We start from the raw sequence: 19817 nt of genomic DNA, 5'->3' as shown, positions 1-19817 counted from the left end.
AACATGAAGCATTCTCTGGCAGATCTGAAAGCCCTCTTTGATCTGAGGCACATTGGATCTCATCGCACTTCCCAGCCGCCTGCGAGCCGCGATGTCGTCATGCGCATCACGCTCGACGCACAGCATGCGATGCCGTTGCGTCTGGCGTTGATCCGCGACTGTGCCGGCCAGTCGTGGACGATCCGCATGACGCCGCTGCACGGAACGGATCGGGTGCGCCTCATACTCTACCTGCCGAGGTCGGCGTTGAAGGAGGCGATGCAGCGGGTGACGCATCTGGCGCCGACCGCGGAGATTGCGCAATTGCTTGAAGTACCGGAGACACCCACCGACAGGTGGAGCAAGCTGATGCAACGCCCCGAGTCGCCGCATGCCGATATTCATGGAAGACGCAAGGGCGAGGTCTCGGACGAGGATACGATCGCTTACCTGCTGACCGAGAGTCATGTTTTGCTCAATCTCGCGGTTGCTGATCGCGAATCTCTGTTCGCACGTCTTGCACAACTACTCGAGCAACGCTATGGCCTGGAGGCAGCCGCCGTGATGGCCGGTCTTGCCGCCCGCGAAGCTTTGGGCTCGACGGCGCTCGGCCAGGGCGTGGCCGTGCCTCATGGCCAGATCAAAGGACTGCGGGGGGCTCTGGTGCTGTATGTACGTCCCGTTATGCCGATTCCGTTCGATGCGCCGGACGGCGAGCCTGTAACCGACCTGGTTGTGCTGTTCGTGCCGGAATGGGCGAACATGACGCATCTGCACTTACTCGCTGAAGTGGCGGAACGCTTTTGCGATCAACGGTTCCGGGAGCGACTCCGCGCCTGCGCGGACCCGCACGCTGTATGTCAACTCTTTGCGGATTTCGAGGCGCAAGATGCTGCGGAACGTGACGGACCGGAAGCAGGGCAGTTCGATGCACCGTCAACTGTGATCAAGATTCGTCCACACACCTAACGGTCCCGTTTCCAGAAGTAGTCTTCCGCCTCGAGGAAACGAAGAGGGGCTTTGTACTGCTCCGCCGACCGTGGGTGGTCGAGTTGGAGCAGTTTTGATCAGATCGGTCGTTACCCATTTTGCGTGCCAAGCAATAGCGTAAAACGGTGCATATGCACGAGAACGCGGTGCGTATAGCCCTTTTCGCCGCCGCTGTACCGCCACAGCGCGGCGGTAACGTCGCCTCCGGAAGCGTCGAGGTAATCGCGCAATATCGACGAGCCGATGCGGACATTGACGGCGGGATCGTCGAGTTCCTTGACGCTAGCGAACGCCTGTGGATGGGCGGCGGGCAGTATTTGCATCAGCCCACGTGCACCGACCGCGCTCACCGCATGCGGGTCGAAGCCGGATTCGACAGCCATCACCGACAACAGCAGAATAGGGGACATCGAATAGCGGTTCGCTTCGGTCAGGACAGCTTGTGCAATCTTCAAAGAATCAGCAGCCGACACGCGAAACTGCGCGCGCAGCGCTGCGACGATGTCGTCGGGCCTCGAAAAGGGACGGCCCTCGCTCGCAGCAGAGACGCCTGAAGTTTGCGCATGTGCGTAGTGCAAGAGGCTGCATAGTGCGAGGGCCGTCGTCATCAAGGCAAGGCGCAATAGTGCGTTTTTCCGGCGTGCTTTGGCAAGACCAGGTTTTTGTTCGTGCATATGATCAGGGAGGAGCCCGGATGCAAGCACTGTAAAGACGATATCGTTGAAGTTTTCAAAAAAAATCAGTAGTGCACGTAAAAATCGGATAAATATCTTAAGAACTGGAGGGTGTTAGAAGGTCATCTTCGTCCGGCATCGGACGGCCGTCGGCACCGCCCTGGCGGAATTCGTGCGCCACCTTGACTCGCTTCCATTCGAGCCCCTTGGCACAGGGCACGGTTGAGATCACATAGTTTCTTGCGCCGCCGAGCGCTGCACCAGCGCCCGCGGATAGCCCGTACCGAGCTCGTCGATGATGCGCACAACCGGCAGCAGATCCTGCCCAAATGCGAGCTCAAGCCCGTTTCGGCACACCATTGCCTCAGCGCGCTTTCGACAGCATCGGCTTCAATTGAATACCAGCGCTTGAGAACGCCTTCACGCTCGGGCAAATCCTTGAACTACAGCTTCGGCTGCTCTACGTGGCCGTGACTCGTGCGTAGCCCGGTATCTCCGCATTGCACGACGGGCTGCTGCGGCCTTTCAGTCTCCGGCGCTGCCTCCTGCCGGTGAAAGCGGAGTGGGCGTTGCCCGACGATGTTTGCGCAGTACGGTCCGGCAGATGAGGACGCAGTTCGGCCTCGATCCGATCGATGGTCGGTGACGCTTCGAGGAGTGCGCTTGGGCTCACGTAAAGAGCTGCGTTTAGCGACCTGGACTAGAGGCGCGCGCTTGCCCAGGCATGGCAGAATCCGGAATTTGTGCAGCAGCCCGCTGCACAATTGCCGTGGTTCCACCTTTGCACCTTGCTCGACAAGGTCAAAGATATCGCGCGTCGGGACAGGTAGGCCGCCAAAGCGCTCGGGCACGGCTGGCCGCGCAGCGTGTTGGTCATACAGGTCGAGACTTCCGGTTCGCGGCTCCGACGGCCCGCGGACCAGTACCAACGGTGAACTTCCTTTCAAATCGTCGGCTTCCACACACAGGGCCACCGCCGGCTGGCATACGCATCGGAACTGCACTACATTGACCGTGAGGGGATTCGACGGCCCTCGAACACGTGCTTCGCCGATACGGCAGCGCGTCGGCGCCGCCACTCGCGACGACATCGCTGCGGATTGATCTGCCGGGAGACGCCATGGCCACTTTCAACAGGATGTGGCAGTTGATCTTCGGTAAGCCACTCGACCCGCTGGATCCGCGCACCCGCCATGCGATCGCTGTTACACCCCTGTTGGCCTGGGTAGGCCTCGGTGCGGATGGCCTTTCGTCATCCTGCTACGGTCCTGAAGAAGCCTTTCTCGCGCTTGGCCCGCACACGCAGCTCGCTTTTTTTCTCGCTGTCGCCACCGCTGCCACGGTATTCATCATCGCAATCGGCTACAACCAGGTCATCGAACTGTTTCCGACTGGCGGTGGCGGATACCGGGTCGCTACCGCGCTGCTGGGTCCACGCCCTGGGCTCGTGTCGGGCGCGGCACTACTAGTCGACTATGTACTGACGATCGCCACCTCGCTGGCGAGCGGCGTCGATGCGTTTTTCAGCTTGCTGCCCGTTGGCGCGCAGAGCGTCAAACTTGCCACCGAGCTGATACTGATCGTGCTGATGACAGGTCTGAATTTTCGCGGCATGAGGGAATCGATCCTCGTGCTACTGCCGATCTTTCTCGGCTTCGTGGTGCTGCACCTTGTCCTGATCGTTTATGGCGTGGCCGTACACGGCGATCATCTGGCCTCGGTCGTTCCCGGCGCAGTGGGGGAGGCGCGCGGCATTTCGCATGCGCTGGGACCGCTCGTGATGATAGCGCTGCTGATGCGCGCGTTCTCGCTGGGCGGTGGGACCTATACCGGGCTCGAAGCGGTGTCGAACAACGTCAACATGCTGGCCGAGCCGCGCGTGCCCAACGGCAAGATCACGATGTTCTACATGTCGACGTCGCTCGCCTTCACGGCCGGGGGCATCATCCTGCTCTACATGCTGTGGCACGCGCAGCCGGTGGAAGGCCAGACACTCAACGCGGTAGTGTTCGGCAGCGTGATCGACCGCCTCGGCCTTGGTTCGGCACTCGCGCGGCATGCGTTGCTTGCAGCCGTGCTTGCCTTCGAGGCCGGACTGCTGCTGGTCGGCGCGCAAACCGGCTTTCTCGATGGCCCTGCCGTGCTGTCGAACATGGCCTCCGATTCATGGGTGCCACGTCATTTCCGTGATCTGTCGACGCGGCTGGTCAGGCAGAACGGCATCATGGTGATGGGTATCGCGAGCCTTGCGATCCTGATGTGGACGCGTGGAGACGTGTCGGTTCTCGTGGTTCTGTACAGCATCAACGTGTTCCTGACGTTCAGCCTGTCGCTGCTTGGCATGTGCACGTACTGGTGGCGTCACCGCCGTGACGGCGAGCCCTGGGTACGGCAATTCGCATTGTCAGCGCTCGGCTTATCGGTTACCAGTACCGTGCTGGTCATCACGCTGGTCGAGAAGTTCACCGAGGGCGGCTGGCTGACGGTGCTGGTGACGAGCGCCGTGATCGCGCTGTGCTTTCTCATCAAACATCACTACGACGATACGCGTACCCAGCTTGCGAAGGAGGATGCGCTCTTTGCCGGCGCGCCTCCCGACGTCAGCGAGGCCACAGCCCCCGGCAAGCCTGACCCGTCGCAGCCGACGGCGATTCTGCTGGTCGGCAGGCATCGCGGGGCGAGCATGCATGCGCTGCTGTGGGTGAACCGGCTCTTCCCCGGGCATTTCAAAAACGTGATCTTTCTCGCCGTCGGCGAAGTCGACGCACAAAGCTATGAAGGCGCCGAACACCTGGAGCGTCTGCAGCAAACCATGTCGGCCGCACTCGAATACTACGTCGCGTATTGCCGCAAGCATGGGATGGCAGCCGAGTATCGGATCGCGTTCGGAACGCATCCAGTCGTCGAGTTCATGAAACTCGCCGAATCCACGGTAGACGAGTTTCCTAACAGCGTATGTTTCGCCAGCAAACTGATCTTCAAGCGCGTCAATTTCCTGACTGCATGGTTGCACAACCAGACGCCCGTTGAGATACAGACGCGCCTGCATTTGCAAGGTAGGCAGATGGTGCTGTTGCCCATGAATGTCGGGTGAGGGACGGACCGGGGTTGCAGTCGGTATCACTGTGCCCGGAGGGCTTTGTGCTGGTCACATGGCGATGGGTGGACGCCTGCGGCAAGCTGCCAGGGCGCGCCAGCGGCGAAATGGCGGATGGCAAATCGTGCTTAACATGAAGCGATTCTCGCGGTGGCTGACGGGTGGGCCGCGTGATGCCGCCGATCCCGCCGCGCGCCGCGGGCTCCTGCTGACCACTGTGCTAGCCTCGGCAGGGCTCGGAGCGAACGGCCTGTCGTCGGCATGCTACGGACCCGAGAAGGCCTTCCTGGCGCTCGGCGACCACCCCGAACTCGGGCCGATTCTCGCACTGGCGGCCGTCGCGACCCTCGCTGTTCTCGCGCTGGCCTACACGCAGATCATCGAGCTATTTCCCTCTGGTGGAGGAAACTACAAAATCGTCTCACAGCTGCTTGGACCGAGAATGGGAATGATCGCAGGCGCCGCGCTGCTGGTCGACTACATGCTGACCATTGCCGTATCGCTGGCAAGCGGCACCGACGCCTTGTTCAGCCTTTTTCCATCTGGCGCGCAGGCGCACAAGCTCGCGGTAGAGGCCGGTCTGATTCTGCTGCTGATCACACTGAATATTCGCGGCGTGAGCGCGGCTATCCGGTTTCTCCTGCCGATCATCATTGGGTTTCTGCTGAGTCACGCAATCCTGATCGTTTACGGCATCGCCTCCTCGACGCACAGCGTGTCGGCCGCGGCGGCACACACGGCGACCGGCGCCTATCGACTGTCGCAGGCGATCGGCTGGCCCCTGGTCGCAGCATTCCTGCTGCGCGCCTATTCGCTTGGCGGGAGCTCCTTTACCGGCATCGAGGCGATCGCGAACAACGTCAACCTGCTGGCCTGGCCGCGCTACAGAAGAGGGAAGACAACCCTGATGACTGTCGCGCTGACCCTGGGATTCATCGCCGGCGGCATCCTTCTTCTTTACACGCTGACCGGCGTGCGGCCGGTCCACGGGCAGACACTCAATGCCGTCGCCTTCGGAGCGATCATCGGCAGGCTTCCAGTCGGCCCGTTCGCGAGAGGGTCGATCCTTCTGATCGTACTAGCGTTGGAAGGCGCGATCCTCTTTGTGGCCGCGAATTCGATCCTGATCTTTGCGCCCTCCCTTTTGAGCACCATGGCGACGGACTCGTGGCTGCCCCACGGATTCAGCCATCTGTCGAGCGGACTTGTGAGGAAGAACGCCGTGCTGTTTGTCGGCGGCTGCGCACTCACGATACTCGTCGCGACCCGCGGCGAGCTTGGACTATTGGTGGTTCTCTATAGCATCAACGTGTTCCTCAGTCTCGCGCTAGCGAAGGCCAGCCTATGCCGCTATTGGTGGACCCGCCGCGCGCAGGTTCGCGCGTGGCCCCTGCGGGTGGCTGTGGCCGGCGCCGGGTTTGCGATCGCGGCAACGATACTTCTCGTGACCCTTACACAAAAGTTTTCCGCGGGCGGCTGGGCGACCCTGTGCGTGACGTTGCTGGTGATCGCGGGCTGCATGGTAGTACGGCGGCAATACGATTGGGTCGAGGACAGGCGGCGCGAAATGGATGCGAGCTTTGCCTTACCCGCGCACGAGTTCGTTTCCGCCTGCACGCGAGAGTCGATATCGGGTCACCAGGTCGCGGTGCTGCTTGTTACCGAACACTGGGGACCAGCGGTTCACACGTTCTTGTGGATTCAGCGGCTGTTTCCGGAGCAGTTTCGGGCCGTCGTGCTCGTCGGTGTGGTGAAGGTGCAGGCGGACGCACTCGGCACGCCGGAGGCCATCTGGCGCAGGCAGGAGTGCCTTGACGCGTCACTGCATCAGCTGGAGGCCTATTGCTCGAAGGCCGGCCTTGGTGTCACTCGCACGGTTGGCAATGGTACAGATACTATCGTGGAGCTGGAGCGGCTGATTCTGGCCACGGTGGCGAGTTTTCCGGGATGTGTCTGCTTTGCCAATCGACTGATCCTGCCGGCAAGCCGGCGTTTCGGCGAATGGTTGCACAACCAGACCGCACTCGGCCTTCAGCGCCGCCTGCATCTGGAGGGTATCCCGCTGATCATATTGCCAATCTCGTTGAGGTAACCGGCCACTCAGGAGAGATGGGTCCGCCTACACGATTATCTTTCGTTGTCGGCACCGAGATGCCTGCTTACGGCAACTCACCAGTAGTTCTCGCCGGGAAGCGGCGACGAACCGCCGCTATCGCGTTCAGCGCATGCGCACTGACCGCCGCTTTGGGCAATCCACCGCGGAACGGTGAATGTCCACTCCAGCCATGTGCAGTCGCGGCTAGCCAGGGCTTACTCGCCTGGGGACGATACGCCGGGTTGATGGACTGCAACCCCAAGACAAGGATGGTGTTCGTACCGAAGGAAGAAGACGCGGTTGCGGACACGCCGTAGTAGGGGGCACGGCCTATGATGCGACGTAGCTCGCGTACAACTGGCACACGGCCTGTGCATCGGTGCACGCATGAAGCCGCTCGCGAAAGTGATGGTCGCAGAAGCGTTGCGCGACGTCGGCCAGCAGATGCAGATGCGTCGCGTAGGCACATTGCGGGACCAGAAGCATGACCGCATCGGAGACAGGGTATCCATCGGGTGCATCGAAGGGAATCGGTACTGCTGGACGCACATACAAAGCCACGGCGCGACGCAGCACCTTGATCTGACCGTGCGGAACGGCGAGTCCTTGACCGAGCGCGGTCGAGCCCAACGCTTCGCGCGCTTCGAGGGCCGCGCTCACGGTCTCTGCAGGCACGCCGAAGCGTTGTTCGCAAACGCGGCCCAGCTCTACGAAGAGCGAGCGACGCTCAGCAACATCGAGGTCCAGCAGCACGTGATCCGGAGACAGGAGTTGCGCAATGCCGTCCTCTGCCATCGCCGTTTCATCCGGTTGAACGGTCGCGCCAGGATACGGGACGGATGCCGGGTTCATCAAGTCCCGCCAGGCGTCGGTTGGGGTGTCAGGAACCTCGAAAAGTTGCACCAGTTCGGCGGTCGGAGCGAGATGGGCTACTCGGTCAATCGCTCCGCTTAGAGCGTGCCTGGGAAGATAGAGCGACAGCCGCACGCGTTGCGCTCCGGGCAACGCCGCAAGGCGGATCGTCCATGGCTGGCCGGCGCAATCGCGGATCAGCGCCTGACGCAGCGGGGTGGCGTGTTGCGCGTCGAGCGCGACGTGCATCATCACATTGCGGCTCGCCGCCGGACGCGGAGGTAGGGGAAGGGGAGTCCTGCCAGATGCGAACAGATCGCGCAGGCTCGCCAGTGGGTGTGTCATATCGGCCGCCGATTTCAGTAGCGAGCCCTGATGTTAACGGGAGCGACATCAAGTTTGCGTAAAAATCGTTGGGTCCATGGCCCGCTTGGTAGCCGTTGAAGGTGTGACCGTGCGACTAGCGCCTAAGGGCAGGCCGCCTGCCAATCGGCGACGCGCCAAACAATCGCAATCAGGTGTACAGCCGTGTCGCGAGGAGGCTGTGCTCAGATATCGAAGCGCGCTATAACCGGTGCGCATGCAGAGAGCAACACGCTTCTCATGTATGTCTTGGGGCAGTGTTGGATCTATTTTTGGCTCCAACACTTATTAGAGAGTCAAAAGTCCGGGTTCGGTTGACGCAGCGAAAGGTCGTTCCATCGCCGGACTCAATGCGATCCACGCACGCATGGCTGAACTCGAGGACACCCTGCCGGCAATCATGATCTCCGGCCTGCAGGACAAGTTGAGGGACATCGACGGGATTCAGCAGGACATTGATCAGCTTCAGAAGCAGATATCCGCACCGTGCTACGCAAGACCTCGGTGTGGGCCGCGCATTATGGGTCGACGCGGTGAACCAGGTGGAACGGCGTTCGGCAGAAACAGAATGTTTATGAAGCGCCGAATCCCTTTTACGCGATTTTTAGATTGAGTGTCGTAAGCTCTAATGCAGGGAAGTCGCAATGCTCCAACAGGACTACCGTATGTCTACTTTGGTGCGCTTTACACGTCGAACCAGTCGTCGAAATCTGGACGATTCTGGAACGGGACTTGATCGCCGGTGCGCGCGTCTGCAATTCATGCGCGCGATCGGTATCGCCGGTGCGCTGGTTGCCTGTGTCGCGGTCGCGTCGGGCTGGGCCGTTGTTGGCCTTGTCGCCTACATCGCATCGCTCGCGCCGCTAATTATCCTTTCCTGGTGAGGCAGAAGCGCCATGCGGTGTACGCCTGTTACGATACCAATTGACGCCATCTTCACGCAGGATTCACTGGATACTGGCCGGGTAATCATCAGGCCGTTTGATCCCGAAGTCGACCTGAATTCGCAGATCACGAAACTGCTGCGCCGGGCAGCCGCGTCGATTGATGTGGCGAGCAACCTCCCGGTCCATTGCCAGCGAAGGGAGCGTACGGTGCATCGGGACACCGTGGACGAAGCGTGCTTTGTCGCCGTATGCAAGGGTCGCCTCGCGGGAACGCTAACCCTGCGCGGTGCGGACCCGGTTTCGACCTGTCGGCACTTTCGGCGGCCAGATGTCGCCACGGTACATCGGTATGGTGTCGAACCGTCGAGGCAGCGGCGGGGCATCGGTCGCGCGCTGCTTTCGTTTGCGAACCGCTGGGCCGCCGCGCACGGATATATGCAATTGGCCCTGGAAGCGCCGATGAACGCACAGGGCCTGCTGGATTTCTACCGCAGCCAGGGCTTCAGTCTGGTTGATTCCGTCCGATTTCCTGGCTGTGAATACGAAAGTGCCGTCCTTACCCGGCCGAGCCTGCCCGGCTGGCCGTGTTTCCGAATGTCGCGCGTCCGCTATCGCTCGCGATGAGCAGGAATCTCCACGTACCATTGCCCCCAGTAGTTGCTTTCAAAGAGATATGCTGGAATGAGAGCAAGACATGAGAAGCTCGACCCACCGAGCACGCGTGCCGGAATGGTGCCCCGAGGTCGAGACTTGCCGCACAGGCGTGCACTTGTCAAGATCGCGGTCCTGGTTGTGCTCGCCAACCAGATCCTCACTACGGCGTTTGCATTTCTTGCGCATCGCAATTACCCCGACGTCGCGTTCGGCCTCACGACGCTGTTCAGCGTCGCGTTATGCTCCATCCTCATTGTCTGGATTCGGACGGAAGCGAAGTATGCGTGGGAGGACGCGGTCGAATCTGGCGTCGTCAGCCCCGTCGCGATAGCTCGCGGCAGCGCGGTCGTGATCCGGCCGGAATGCCCGCGCCGCTGGCTCGTCGTGCTGCATGTGGAATGGAAGGGCGGATTTGCCGCAACAGAATAGTTTCGAGCCTTTACGATCTTTTTACTTGCCAGTCCGCCACGGCGTAATAGAATATTCGAGTATCAAAAAGATAAAGCCGTTCATATGAGCGCCATCCGAAGTTCCCGTCCCCCGAGTCGTTTCGCTGCCTGACAGGCAGGACGTCTGCGTCTCTTTCTTTGAGCCACCGTCTTGCAATCAGGCAAGCGGTGTGCATTCTCATTACTTTCCATGCACCACATCGCGCCACGTGGGTAGTGGTATTGCGACTGTCCGTGGGCGAAGTGCGGCCACTTCGAACTCTGCGCGAGTTTCGGGCACAAGGCCGCGCAAGCTGGCCGCGTGTCCGACTTACATCCTGCTTCAGGCGTAGTCATCGCAGCGCATGGGATTGCCGCAAACGGGCTGGCGTAGCTTCATTTAAAAAGGAATACTTATGAAAAATTCAGATGCAGAGAATCTGGAGTCAGGTTCGCCGCGTCTGAGCGCGCACGAGATGGCGGCATTGATGCTGCTCGGCCATGCGCCGGTCAAGGTCGACGTCGAAGTGGAGGATCTTGACATGACTGCGCTTCACGATGCGGGACTCGCGCAACGAATTGAGCGCGAACCGGGCTGGCAGGAGTATTCGATTACGAGCGAGGGCAGGGATGTATTGCGCGTGCTTGGTGCATTGACCGCTCCTGAAGACGTCAGCGAATGGCTCGCCGCGTCCGGCACGTTATGAACGTAGTGCCCTCGTCCGGAATGGGGCACTCCGGGCAGCAAGCAGATATCAGCTACTGCGTTTAATTCCTGGTTAGTAAGTAATGTGTTTTGTACTGGAAAATGAAAAAAGGAGTCTGCCATGTTTGAACTCAACAAGGAATATACCCGCGAAGCGATTCACTCGGTTTGTGGGGGCAGCAAGCAGGCTTTCCTTCCTGCGAAGAATGGAGGGATCGTGGCCGCCTGCCTGCGGACGGATCTGAATCCACAGGCGCCGCACGTCATCATCTGCGACGGCAGCGCTTCGGCGCGTGCTGCTGGCCGGACACTCGCGGCCCAGCGGAATGCGATTCCGGTATTCATCAAGATCGAAGTGGACTCGTTCCGCTTCGTCGGTCTGTTCACAGTAAGTGAATCCCTGACCGCACCCCTCGTCTGCGCGCCATATGTGCGCAGCAGCGGATTCACACCGGGCCAGGTGTCTCGCGTACTGAAGATGGCACGTTGCCAGTAGGTGTCGTCAGTGCCCGACCGACCCGGGAGGCGGCATGCAGGCACTGATGAAAGCACGCGCGGCTGCCCATTGCCGCCGCGCGTTGTTCAATCGAGGTCGAGCCTCGCCGCTATCTCGACCACACGGTTGAGCGGCAGCCTCAGGTGGCTGGTAGTACCCCGGTAATCCGCATCCGATCTAGTGCGGGCGAATCGTTCAAGCGGATGCCCATCGTCCTTCCGGCTCTTCGACCATTTACTCTCAGCACCAACATACGCCTGAATCAAAAACGTGACTGTCACGCTGGGTGACGCCAAAATCGCCATCACTCCACCACCAGCCAAAGTAAAAGTACAAACGTAGCCAGGTATCGGGAACCGAACGCGCTTGCCGCGCCACGTAGCCGATCGCGTCAGCGTGATGAGGGCGGCAATCAGCGTCCAATTGGACAGTCCCGCGTCGGAAGCGTCGGCGACGTTCAGATATCGACGCCCGTCGATCTCGAATCCATCGCACTTTTTTCCACGCGATGGCCTGATTTTTTCACGATCTTTACTCGTTATCCCTTACGCTGAAACCGTGTCGAATCCACCCGGATCTTTCCAAACGCATATCATGGCCCCCGCCCTGTCGCTCAATATCCCCGATGAAGGCACCCGTCGCGCTGTAGCGGCTGTTAAACCCAATAACGTGATCCCGTTTCCTTCGCGCGTGCTGCTGCCCGTGTCCTTCGTGTACGCGTCGGATGAAAGGTCGCCCACGCAACTGCAGGCACTTCTGCACTCGCCGCTCGGCGTCTACGTGACCTCGATCGAGCGGGCTCGCAACGAAGTGAGCGTGCAGCTCGACATCGCGCCCAACGACCTCGACTTCACGTTGCACACATTGATTGCGACGCTGCCGGAAGCGAGGATCGGGCGCGCTTCGCGCCACGTCGGCAACGAGGGGGCACGCTGATCATGTACTCGGGAGTCTGGTTGCCGATCGTCACGCCGTTCCGCCGCGGCAGAGTTGACATCGATGCATTGCAATACCTCGCCGATATGTATCTGCGCACGGAAATCAGCGGCTTCGTCGCGCTTGGCACGACGGGCGAGGCCGCCTTGCTGTCGCAGACCGAGCGTGCCTCGGTGCTGGATGCGCTCTTCGGGGTTGTCGGCAAAAAGCTGCCGGTGCTTGTGGGCGCCGGCGCCCCGGACACGCGCGAAGTGCTGCGCGAAATCGATACCTACGACCGCTGGGACTGCGCGGGCTACCTCGTGTCGGCACCGTCTTACGTCTGCCCCGATCAGACTGGCGTGCGATGGCATTTCGATCAGATTGCGCGGGCAACCAGTCGCCCGATCGTGCTGTACAACGTGCCCCATCGGACGGGCGTGACGATTGCGCCCGACACAGTCGCGGCCCTGCTCGAGCACGACAACGTCGTCGCCATCAAGGAGTGCGTGGCAAGCCACTTTAGCGAACTCAGCAGCTTGTCTGTGAGCCTGTTGTGCGGCAACGATGAAGCATTCGTCGATTGCCTGAGCATGGGGGGCGCCGGTGGCGTCCTCGCGAGCGCTCACGTCTTCGCGGACGTGCTCACCGAAGTTCTCGCACTGATGAACGCCGACCGCGAGACAGATGCCCGCGCGCTGTTCGCACATGTGAGCCCGATTACACGGCTCCTGTTTTCCGCTCCAAACCCGGCCGCGATCAAGGCGATGATCGCTCTCGACCATCCGATTTGCGCCGAGACGCGCATGCCGATCGCTCCCGCATCGGCGGAACTGGTCGCGCGGCTCCGCGATGCGCGCGAGAAGGTGCAAGCGCTGCGTGCCGACTGCCAGGGAGCGAATATCTAGCTGGTGGCTGCCGTTCCTCGAGGACGGTCCGTGCAGCCCTCGGCGAGGCCGCTCCGTGGCTCGTAAGCCGCACGATCGGGATTTGCGGATCCAGCGCGCTTGAACTACTTGCGCAGGGTGAGCGGCAGCGCGTCATGCACGTCCTGAATCCCCTGCGTTACGGACTGTGTACATGACGATGCGGGAGGCATGCAGAGATACCCTAGGAAGGACCGGTATAGCGCATCCTGCGAAGTTCGTAATCCTTGTCGTGCACACGCTGTCCCGTAAGCCCTGTGTTACGCCATGCTGGAAACCTAAGCCGCCGCTGGACTGGCTGCATTACTCCAAGATCTGACTGACAAGCTGCGCACACAACTCTTAAGGTTTGTTCGACGCCTGCGCAGGTCCGCGGGCTCGCAAGCACGCGTCAGCGCATGCGGGCAGGCGTTGGACAAACCTGAAGAACTACTGTCCTTGAGACGCCGGCTCGGAGGGCCGCAGAGCGCAGTTTACAGCCTTTGAGGGTCACGACCGTGCGACTGGCGGACAGGGGAGCGCTCGCCAGTCGGTCGGCAATGGGCAAACTATCGCAATCGGGCGTGCCTCTGTGTCGCCAGGAGGTCATGCTCACATATCGGCGCGCGCTGGGTCTCTGTGAGACGTCGTAAACATTGCTCATCGGATCGTCTGTACGTCAGCAGAATTACGATTACGCTGACTCAGCACGGTTGCCCAGCATGGTTTGACGACATGCCGAAGCAACCGCAATGACAGGTGTACCTGGCACGGATGTCGTCGGTGACCGCGCCGTCGACTGACAGACCATAGTCGATGAAGAGCTCGTGGCCGGGTGCGATAGCGGCGAGCGCATGAATGAACACCTGCTCGCCCGTTTCGATGGCTTCGCAGTTGGGGGAGCAGGCATTCAGAAAGCGGGCGCTGTTGCCACCACGGCTGCCGTCGATCACACGCCCGTCAGACAGGCCGAACACGAACGTGTGGCCCGCCTCGGAGTGCTGACGGGCGGCGGCGCGCCGCCAGCTGGTCACTTCTCCCTTGTAGTCGATGACCCGTTCACCCGCGGCGATCGGCTGTAGCGCGAACAGTCCCATGCCATGTGCCGGAGAGCGTCGTGCAGTGATGCGTCGCAATCGCATGGTGTCGTTTGCTTCTGGTGCGTCGGTTGGCAAGGGTGGCTGATGGGCGATCCGAAGCATATCGCCACGGTCAGCGCCGTTCAATGTCTTTATCTTAAACTGCAACTAACGATCATGACCCGATCGCACTCGCACTCCGGCTTCGCGGCAAACCGGCTAGCAAAGGGCGCCCTGGCTGATAGTCGAGAAAGATCAGGTCATAAGCGTCGCGCTGCAAGCGTTCGACGGCCTCGTCATAGCTGCCGGCTTCATCGATATCGAGCGTCGGCTCCGAACTGAGGATCAGTCTTTTCATCGCCGAGCGCGTTAGCCCCTCGTCTTCGACCAGCAAAACGCGGCGAAAAAACAGATTGTCCATGACACCTCCCAGGTCGCAACCATCGTAGCCGGATTGAGGGGATCTGGAATCCCTCCCTTTTCGGGGGACTCTTCGGGTAAGCCTTCAGGGCGAAGCCCAGCACCGATTCGCTGGTCATGCCTTTTCCGCTCGCGTTCCGTTCCATCGATTTGATAGGCAAGTTACGCAGGATTCCGATAGACCTAGGACATTCCCTATACGGCGTCCCAAGCTTTGTAAGCTTCGAATGTTCGGATTGTTCCTGCTGCCGCCAATGGTCAGCCGCAAACCCAAGCCCGCTTTAACTTCAAACGAATTCCACGTGCAGTCACGCTTTTCTGCGAAAACTACACAAAAGCGCCCCATTACCAAAGGTATGGAAAAGTACCCAGAAAATGTAGCTGGGTAGTGCAATTTGACGCGCTACTCTGCAATACATGCATTAGGCACCATTGAACGCGATGCCGGCGCATGATTATTCTGCGTCCTACCCGAAAAATAGCGTTTCGTTCAATTGCATGGCGCTGCGATGTTTGCTTTCGGCTCTTGCATTCGCACTTCTGCGATGAAACTGGCTCGGAGGCGGCTAAAAGAAGCGAGACACGCAAGTGGCGGCCCTGCAAAGGTCAATACGTCACGCGCTTCAATTTTTTGAACCTGCCAGTTGAGATGACAGAATGGCCCAAAACCTGACGTTCGCACCAGGAGACGTAGTCCATCCCGGTGCAATCAACGCGGAAGACGCTTCCGCCGCAGCGAAACCAATCGCAGTCTCCGGGACCGATATTCTTTCGGTCAAGAATCTGTCGAAAATCTTCGGGCCGAAGCCAGAGCGTGCCGCTGACCTCGTGAAGCAAGGTCTCGGTCGGAACGAAATTTTCGAAAAGACCGGCAACATGGTTGCAGTCAATAACGTCAGTCTCACCGTCAAGGCGGGCGAGATCTTCGTGGTGATGGGCCTGTCGGGTTCCGGTAAATCGACGCTGGTTCGACTGCTCAACCGCCTCATTGAACCCACGTCCGGCCAGGTGGTTCTCGAAGGCCGTGACATCGCACCGATGTCCACCTCGGAACTGCGCGAAGTTCGCCGCAAGAAGATGGCGATGGTGTTCCAGTCGTTTGCGCTTCTGCCGAACCGCACGGTGCTCGACAACATCGCGTACGGACTCGAGGTCGCTGGTCTGAAGAGGGCCGAACGGTACGAAATCGCGCGTGCCGCGCTGACGAGAGTCGGTCTGGGCTCGTACGAAAAGCTGCTTCCCAGCGAATTGTCCGGCGGCATGCAGCAGCGCGTCGGCCTTGCACGCGCACTGGCAGTGAACCCTTCGGTGCTTCTGATGGATGAGGCGTTCTCGGCACTCGATCCGCTGATTCGGTTCGAAATGCAGAACGAGCTTCTGCGGCTACAGAAGGAAGAGCAGCGGACCATCGTCTTCATTTCGCACGACATCGAGGAAGCCATCAAGATTGGCGGCCGGATTGGCATCATGAAGGACGGCTGTCTGATTCAGGTCGGCACACCTGCCGAGCTTATCCAGTCGCCTGTAGACGCGTACGTGCGGGACTTCTTCCGCAATGTCGACGTCTCCCGCTTTCTCAGGGCTTCCACGCTGATGACCGGGGTAGACCGAAGGCTGCTGTCTTGCCACATCGGCACGTCCGCTGAGCGTTACCTCAATCATCTCATCGATAGCGGCATGGAATGCGGCTATGTATGCGACGGGGCAGGTCGATACCAGGGCTGTGTCACGCCAGCATCACTTCACAAGGCGGGTACGCGTCCGGTACGGGACGCGCTGCTCCGCGATGTGAATGCGGTTTCACTCGATGCGGACTTGCACGAGCTCGCGTCCATCGCATTGAGTCAGGAACACGACGTACCCGTCACTGATACGGCCGGAAAGCTCGCAGGCGTGGTGTCCTGCCGGACGATACTGAAGCAGGTTATGGAACGGAGGGCAGCATGAATTCGTCAATCATCGGCAAGTTTGCGGAAGACGCCGTCAATTTTCTCTTTCAGCATTTCCGGGGCGGCTTCGACGCATTCTCTACGGCGCTAGGAGCAGTGGTCAAGCTGTTGGAGGACGGACTAGGCGCCATCCCATTCGTCGCCATGCTCGTCATCTTCGTGGCTTTCGCGCTATGGCGGCGCGGCATCGTGTTTGCGGTGTTCGTGGGCATTGCGCTGTCGGCGATCCATTACATGGGACTGTGGACTCAAACCGTCTCCACGCTCGCGCTCGTGATTGCCGCAACATTCTTCAGTCTGGTCGTTGGTGTGCCACTGGGCATTTGGGGGGCAAGGAACAAGAGGGTAGAAGTGGTCTTGCGCTCACTGCTCGATTTCATGCAGACGATGCCAGCCTTTGTCTATCTGATTCCGGCCGTCATCCTGTTCGGATTGGGACGTGTTCCAGCCGTGATTGCCACTGTCGTTTTTGCCATGCCGCCCGTCGTGCGTCTCACCACGCTGGGTATCCGGCAGGTGCGGGAAGAGTTGCTGGAGGCAGGGCGCTCTTTTGGCAGCACGGACATGCAACTTCTCTGGAAAATCCAGTTGCCGAACGCGCTGCCGTCCATCATGGCCGGCGTGAACCAGACCATCATGATGGCGCTTTCGATGGTCGTCATCGCATCGATGATTGGCGCCGGTGGCTTGGGCGAGTATGTGTTGAGCGGCATTCAACGGCTCGACATCGGGATCGGCTTCGAAGGTGGCCTCGGAGTCGTATTGCTTGCCATCGTGCTCGACCGCCTGACCGAAAGCTTCGGCATGAAGGCGAAGAAAGCAAAACGCAGCGGGCGAGCAGCAAAAGCCGGCACAGGCGCCGCGGCTCGCACCTGACGGAAACCACCCCGTTGCCGCTGATTGCACGGCGGGTGCGGTGCGATCAGCAAAGGCAGTATCGAGATTAAGTACCGGGCCCGTCGTTTAGCCGAGTCCATTGAATCTTCAATGATTTTCTATTCAAGTAGGAGTGCGATATGAAAAGCCATCTGCTCAAGTCGCTTATTGCGAAAGTAGCGATATCGGCAGTCGTTGCCATGAGCGTCGGCGCTGGGTCAGCCGTCGGGGCCGAACCAATCAAGGTGGCAGTAACAAACTGGGCAGACGTGTTGGCCGTTGCGAACGTGGCCAAATACGTGCTCGAGACCAGGCTTCAGCAGCCGGTCAAGTTTGTGCAGGCGGATATCGGCATTCAGTATCAGGGCGTCGCGCGTGGCGACCTCGACATCATGGTGGGAGGATGGCTGCCGGTCACCCACGCGGCCTATTACGCGAGGTACAAGAACGATATGGATGATGTCGGCGTCATCTACACGGGAGGCAAGAACGGCTGGGCCGTGCCGGCGTACGTTCCCGAGTCGGAACTGTCGTCCATTTCCGACCTCAACAAGCCGGACGTCAAGGCCAGGCTGAATGGGACGATCGACGGCATTGAGCCGGGCGGTGGTCTGATGCAGGCGTCCGAAAAGACCATCAAGGGCTACGACCTCAACGGCTACAACCTGCAGTCGTCGAGTGAGGCCGGCATGCTCGCTGGCGTTTCGCGAGCCTATCAGTCGAAGCAATGGGTGGTTGCCACGGTGTGGAGTCCCCACTGGCTTTTCCAGAAGTGGCAGATGCGTTATCTGAAGGACCCGAAAGGCACCTTGGGTGGCGAGGAGCAGGTTCACGCCTTCGCGTCCAAACAGTTCGCAACCAGGTATCCCCGTGCAGATGTCTTCTTCAAGCATTTCAAGCTGACGCTCGCTGACGTCGAATCGATCGAGTACGAAGGCAATGCCACGAACGACTATGCAAGCGCAGCGAAGAAATTCGTCGACGCACATCCTGACAAGCTGAAGGACTGGTTGCAGCAGTAGGTAAAGGGCGATTTCGCCGGGAACGAGTGGAGTCCGTCTCGTTCGCGGCGATTCGGCCATTGCCCGCATCAACTGTCGTACTTGCAAGTCTTGCTTCAAACGATTTGATCCGGAGTGAACACGTGAACGAGAACTCACGCTTTTTTGCTGAAACCCTCCAGAGCCGCGACCCGGTTATCGCATCAGAAATTGCGTTGGAGCTGCGCCGACAGCAAACGCAGATCGAGCTGATTGCGTCCGAAAACATCGTCTCGGCTGCGGTGATGGAAGCGCAGGGTACCGTGCTGACCAACAAGTATGCCGAGGGATACCCGTCGAAGCGCTATTACGGCGGCTGCGAGCACGTGGATAGGGTGGAAGCGCTCGCCATTGACCGCGTCAAAGCCCTGTTCGAAGCCGAATACGCGAACGTGCAGCCTCATTCGGGAGCGCAGGCGAACGGCGCTGTGATGTTGGCGCTCGTGAAGCCGGGCGACACCGTGATGGGCATGTCGCTCGATGCGGGCGGCCACCTGACGCACGGAGCCCGCCCGGCGCTTTCCGGAAAATGGTTCAACGCTGTCCAGTACGGCGTAAGCCCGGATACGTACCGCATCGACTACGAGCAGGTCCGGCGGCTCGCGCAAGAGCACCGTCCTAAGCTCATTATCGCGGGCTATTCGGCCTATCCACGCGCTTTGGATTTCGCTGCATTTCGCGAGATTGCCGATAGCGTTGGCGCGCTACTGATGGTCGATATGGCGCACATCGCGGGCATCGTTGCAGCCGGCCGGCACGAGAATCCTATTCGCTTCGCAGATGTGGTGACGTCGACTACCCACAAGACGCTTCGCGGTCCGCGAGGCGGGTTCATCCTGACGAACAACGGCGACATTGCGAAGAAAATCAATTCGGCCGTATTCCCGGGCCTGCAAGGTGGTCCGCTAATGCACGTCATCGCGGGTAAAGCGGTGGCATTCGGCGAAGCGCTTCGTCCGGAATTCTCGGCGTATATCGACCGGGTGTTGCGTAACGCACATGCGCTTGGCAACGTTCTCAAGTCGGGTGGCCTGAACCTCGTGACGGGTGGAACGGACAACCACCTGCTGCTCGTGGATTTGCGCTCGAAGCGCCTGACCGGTACGCAGGCTGAAAAGGCACTCGAGCGTGCGGGCGTCACCTGCAACAAGAACGGTATTCCATTCGACACGGAGAACCCGACCGTCACTTCGGGAATCCGGCTTGGCACACCTGCAGGTACCACTCGCGGTTTTGGAACCGAGCAGTTCGAGCAGGTTGGACACATGATTCTGGAGGTTTTGGCCGCACTCGAACAAGCGCCCGACGGCGACGAACGGGTCGAGCGCGCTGTGCGCGGCCGCGTGCGAGACCTCTGCAACCAGTTCCCGATTTACTCACACGCAGACGCGCTCGTTTAACCCACAAGAGAG

At 60.1% G+C, this 19817-nt stretch carries 17 protein-coding genes and 1 pseudogene; 14 read left to right on the top strand and 4 right to left on the bottom strand.

From position 1 onward, the window contains the following. Positions 1-3 precede the first annotated feature (3 nt). Entirely contained in the window at positions 4-948 is a 945-nt protein-coding gene (locus G5S42_RS24035) for a PTS sugar transporter subunit IIA (RefSeq protein WP_176109054.1), read from the top strand. Positions 949-1058: 110 nt separating this feature from the next. Here the strand turns inward: G5S42_RS24035 and G5S42_RS24030 are convergent, their stop codons facing one another. Beyond that, the gene (locus G5S42_RS24030; RefSeq protein ID WP_312883604.1) at positions 1059-1673 is read right to left on the bottom strand and encodes a lytic transglycosylase domain-containing protein; all 615 of its coding nucleotides are present in this window, start codon (positions 1671-1673) and stop codon (positions 1059-1061) included. Between the two features lie 1090 nt (positions 1674-2763). Between G5S42_RS24030 and G5S42_RS24020 the strand changes: the two genes are divergently transcribed. Both G5S42_RS24020 and G5S42_RS24015 read left to right on the top strand, forming a co-directional pair. Further along, positions 2764-4737: an APC family permease gene (locus G5S42_RS24020; protein ID WP_176109053.1), complete on the top strand. Its 1974-nt coding sequence runs from the start codon at positions 2764-2766 to the stop codon at positions 4735-4737. Positions 4738-4873: 136 nt separating this feature from the next. After that, entirely contained in the window at positions 4874-6832 is a 1959-nt protein-coding gene (locus tag G5S42_RS24015; RefSeq protein ID WP_176109052.1) for an APC family permease, read from the top strand. A 333-nt stretch (positions 6833-7165) separates the two neighbouring features. On the opposite strand, the gene G5S42_RS24010 is transcribed toward G5S42_RS24015, so the two are convergent. After that, positions 7166-7936: a PTS sugar transporter subunit IIA gene (locus G5S42_RS24010; protein WP_176110616.1), complete on the bottom strand. Its 771-nt coding sequence runs from the start codon at positions 7934-7936 to the stop codon at positions 7166-7168. A gap of 758 nt (positions 7937-8694) precedes the next feature. Between G5S42_RS24010 and G5S42_RS24005 the strand changes: the two genes are divergently transcribed. From G5S42_RS24005 to G5S42_RS23975, 7 genes are all read left to right on the top strand, one after another. After that, positions 8695-8934 (top strand): hypothetical protein, encoded by a 240-nt coding sequence (locus G5S42_RS24005; protein WP_176109051.1) that lies wholly within the window; start codon positions 8695-8697, stop codon positions 8932-8934. Positions 8935-8946: 12 nt separating this feature from the next. Further along, on the top strand, positions 8947-9561 hold the full coding sequence (locus tag G5S42_RS45800; protein ID WP_176109050.1) for a GNAT family N-acetyltransferase: 615 nt from the start codon (positions 8947-8949) through the stop codon (positions 9559-9561). A gap of 126 nt (positions 9562-9687) precedes the next feature. Continuing rightward, positions 9688-10020 (top strand): hypothetical protein, encoded by a 333-nt coding sequence (locus G5S42_RS23995; protein ID WP_246392064.1) that lies wholly within the window; start codon positions 9688-9690, stop codon positions 10018-10020. 415 nt (positions 10021-10435) lie between these two features. Continuing rightward, positions 10436-10726, top strand: a complete 291-nt coding sequence (locus tag G5S42_RS23990; protein ID WP_176109048.1) for a hypothetical protein — start codon at positions 10436-10438, stop codon at positions 10724-10726. Positions 10727-10846: 120 nt separating this feature from the next. Beyond that, a complete protein-coding gene (locus tag G5S42_RS23985) occupies positions 10847-11221 on the top strand; it encodes a hypothetical protein (RefSeq protein ID WP_176109047.1) in 375 nt (124 codons plus the stop codon). Positions 11222-11815: 594 nt separating this feature from the next. Beyond that, positions 11816-12157: a hypothetical protein gene (locus G5S42_RS23980; protein WP_176109046.1), complete on the top strand. Its 342-nt coding sequence runs from the start codon at positions 11816-11818 to the stop codon at positions 12155-12157. Positions 12158-12159: 2 nt separating this feature from the next. Continuing rightward, positions 12160-13044 carry a 4-hydroxy-tetrahydrodipicolinate synthase family protein gene (locus tag G5S42_RS23975; RefSeq protein ID WP_176109045.1) on the top strand — a complete coding sequence of 295 codons (885 nt, stop codon included), beginning with the start codon at positions 12160-12162 and terminating at the stop codon, positions 13042-13044. A gap of 691 nt (positions 13045-13735) precedes the next feature. On the opposite strand, the pseudogene G5S42_RS23970 reads toward G5S42_RS23975, so the two are convergent. Further along, positions 13736-14183: pseudogene (locus G5S42_RS23970) on the bottom strand (SET domain-containing protein). A 112-nt stretch (positions 14184-14295) separates the two neighbouring features. Beyond that, positions 14296-14541: a response regulator transcription factor gene (locus G5S42_RS23965; RefSeq protein ID WP_246392063.1), complete on the bottom strand. Its 246-nt coding sequence runs from the start codon at positions 14539-14541 to the stop codon at positions 14296-14298. A 656-nt stretch (positions 14542-15197) separates the two neighbouring features. On the opposite strand from G5S42_RS23965, the gene G5S42_RS23960 reads away from it, so the two are divergent. From G5S42_RS23960 to glyA, 4 genes are all read left to right on the top strand, one after another. Continuing rightward, positions 15198-16487 carry a quaternary amine ABC transporter ATP-binding protein gene (locus G5S42_RS23960; RefSeq protein WP_176109044.1) on the top strand — a complete coding sequence of 430 codons (1290 nt, stop codon included), beginning with the start codon at positions 15198-15200 and terminating at the stop codon, positions 16485-16487. Continuing rightward, positions 16484-17365, top strand: coding sequence for an ABC transporter permease (locus G5S42_RS23955; RefSeq protein ID WP_176109043.1), 882 nt, complete (start codon positions 16484-16486; stop codon positions 17363-17365). Before G5S42_RS23960 ends, G5S42_RS23955 begins: the two co-directional genes overlap by 4 nt. 140 nt (positions 17366-17505) lie before the next feature. After that, positions 17506-18387: a glycine betaine ABC transporter substrate-binding protein gene (locus G5S42_RS23950; protein WP_176109042.1), complete on the top strand. Its 882-nt coding sequence runs from the start codon at positions 17506-17508 to the stop codon at positions 18385-18387. 122 nt (positions 18388-18509) lie between these two features. Then, on the top strand, positions 18510-19805 hold the full coding sequence (gene glyA / locus G5S42_RS23945; RefSeq protein ID WP_176109041.1) for a serine hydroxymethyltransferase: 1296 nt from the start codon (positions 18510-18512) through the stop codon (positions 19803-19805). Positions 19806-19817 lie beyond the last annotated feature (12 nt).

Source organism: Paraburkholderia youngii (assembly GCF_013366925.1).
GTDB lineage: Bacteria > Pseudomonadota > Gammaproteobacteria > Burkholderiales > Burkholderiaceae > Paraburkholderia > Paraburkholderia youngii.
The sequence above is the reverse complement of the archived record's forward strand: the minus strand, read 5'-3'. Positions and strand labels throughout refer to the sequence as shown.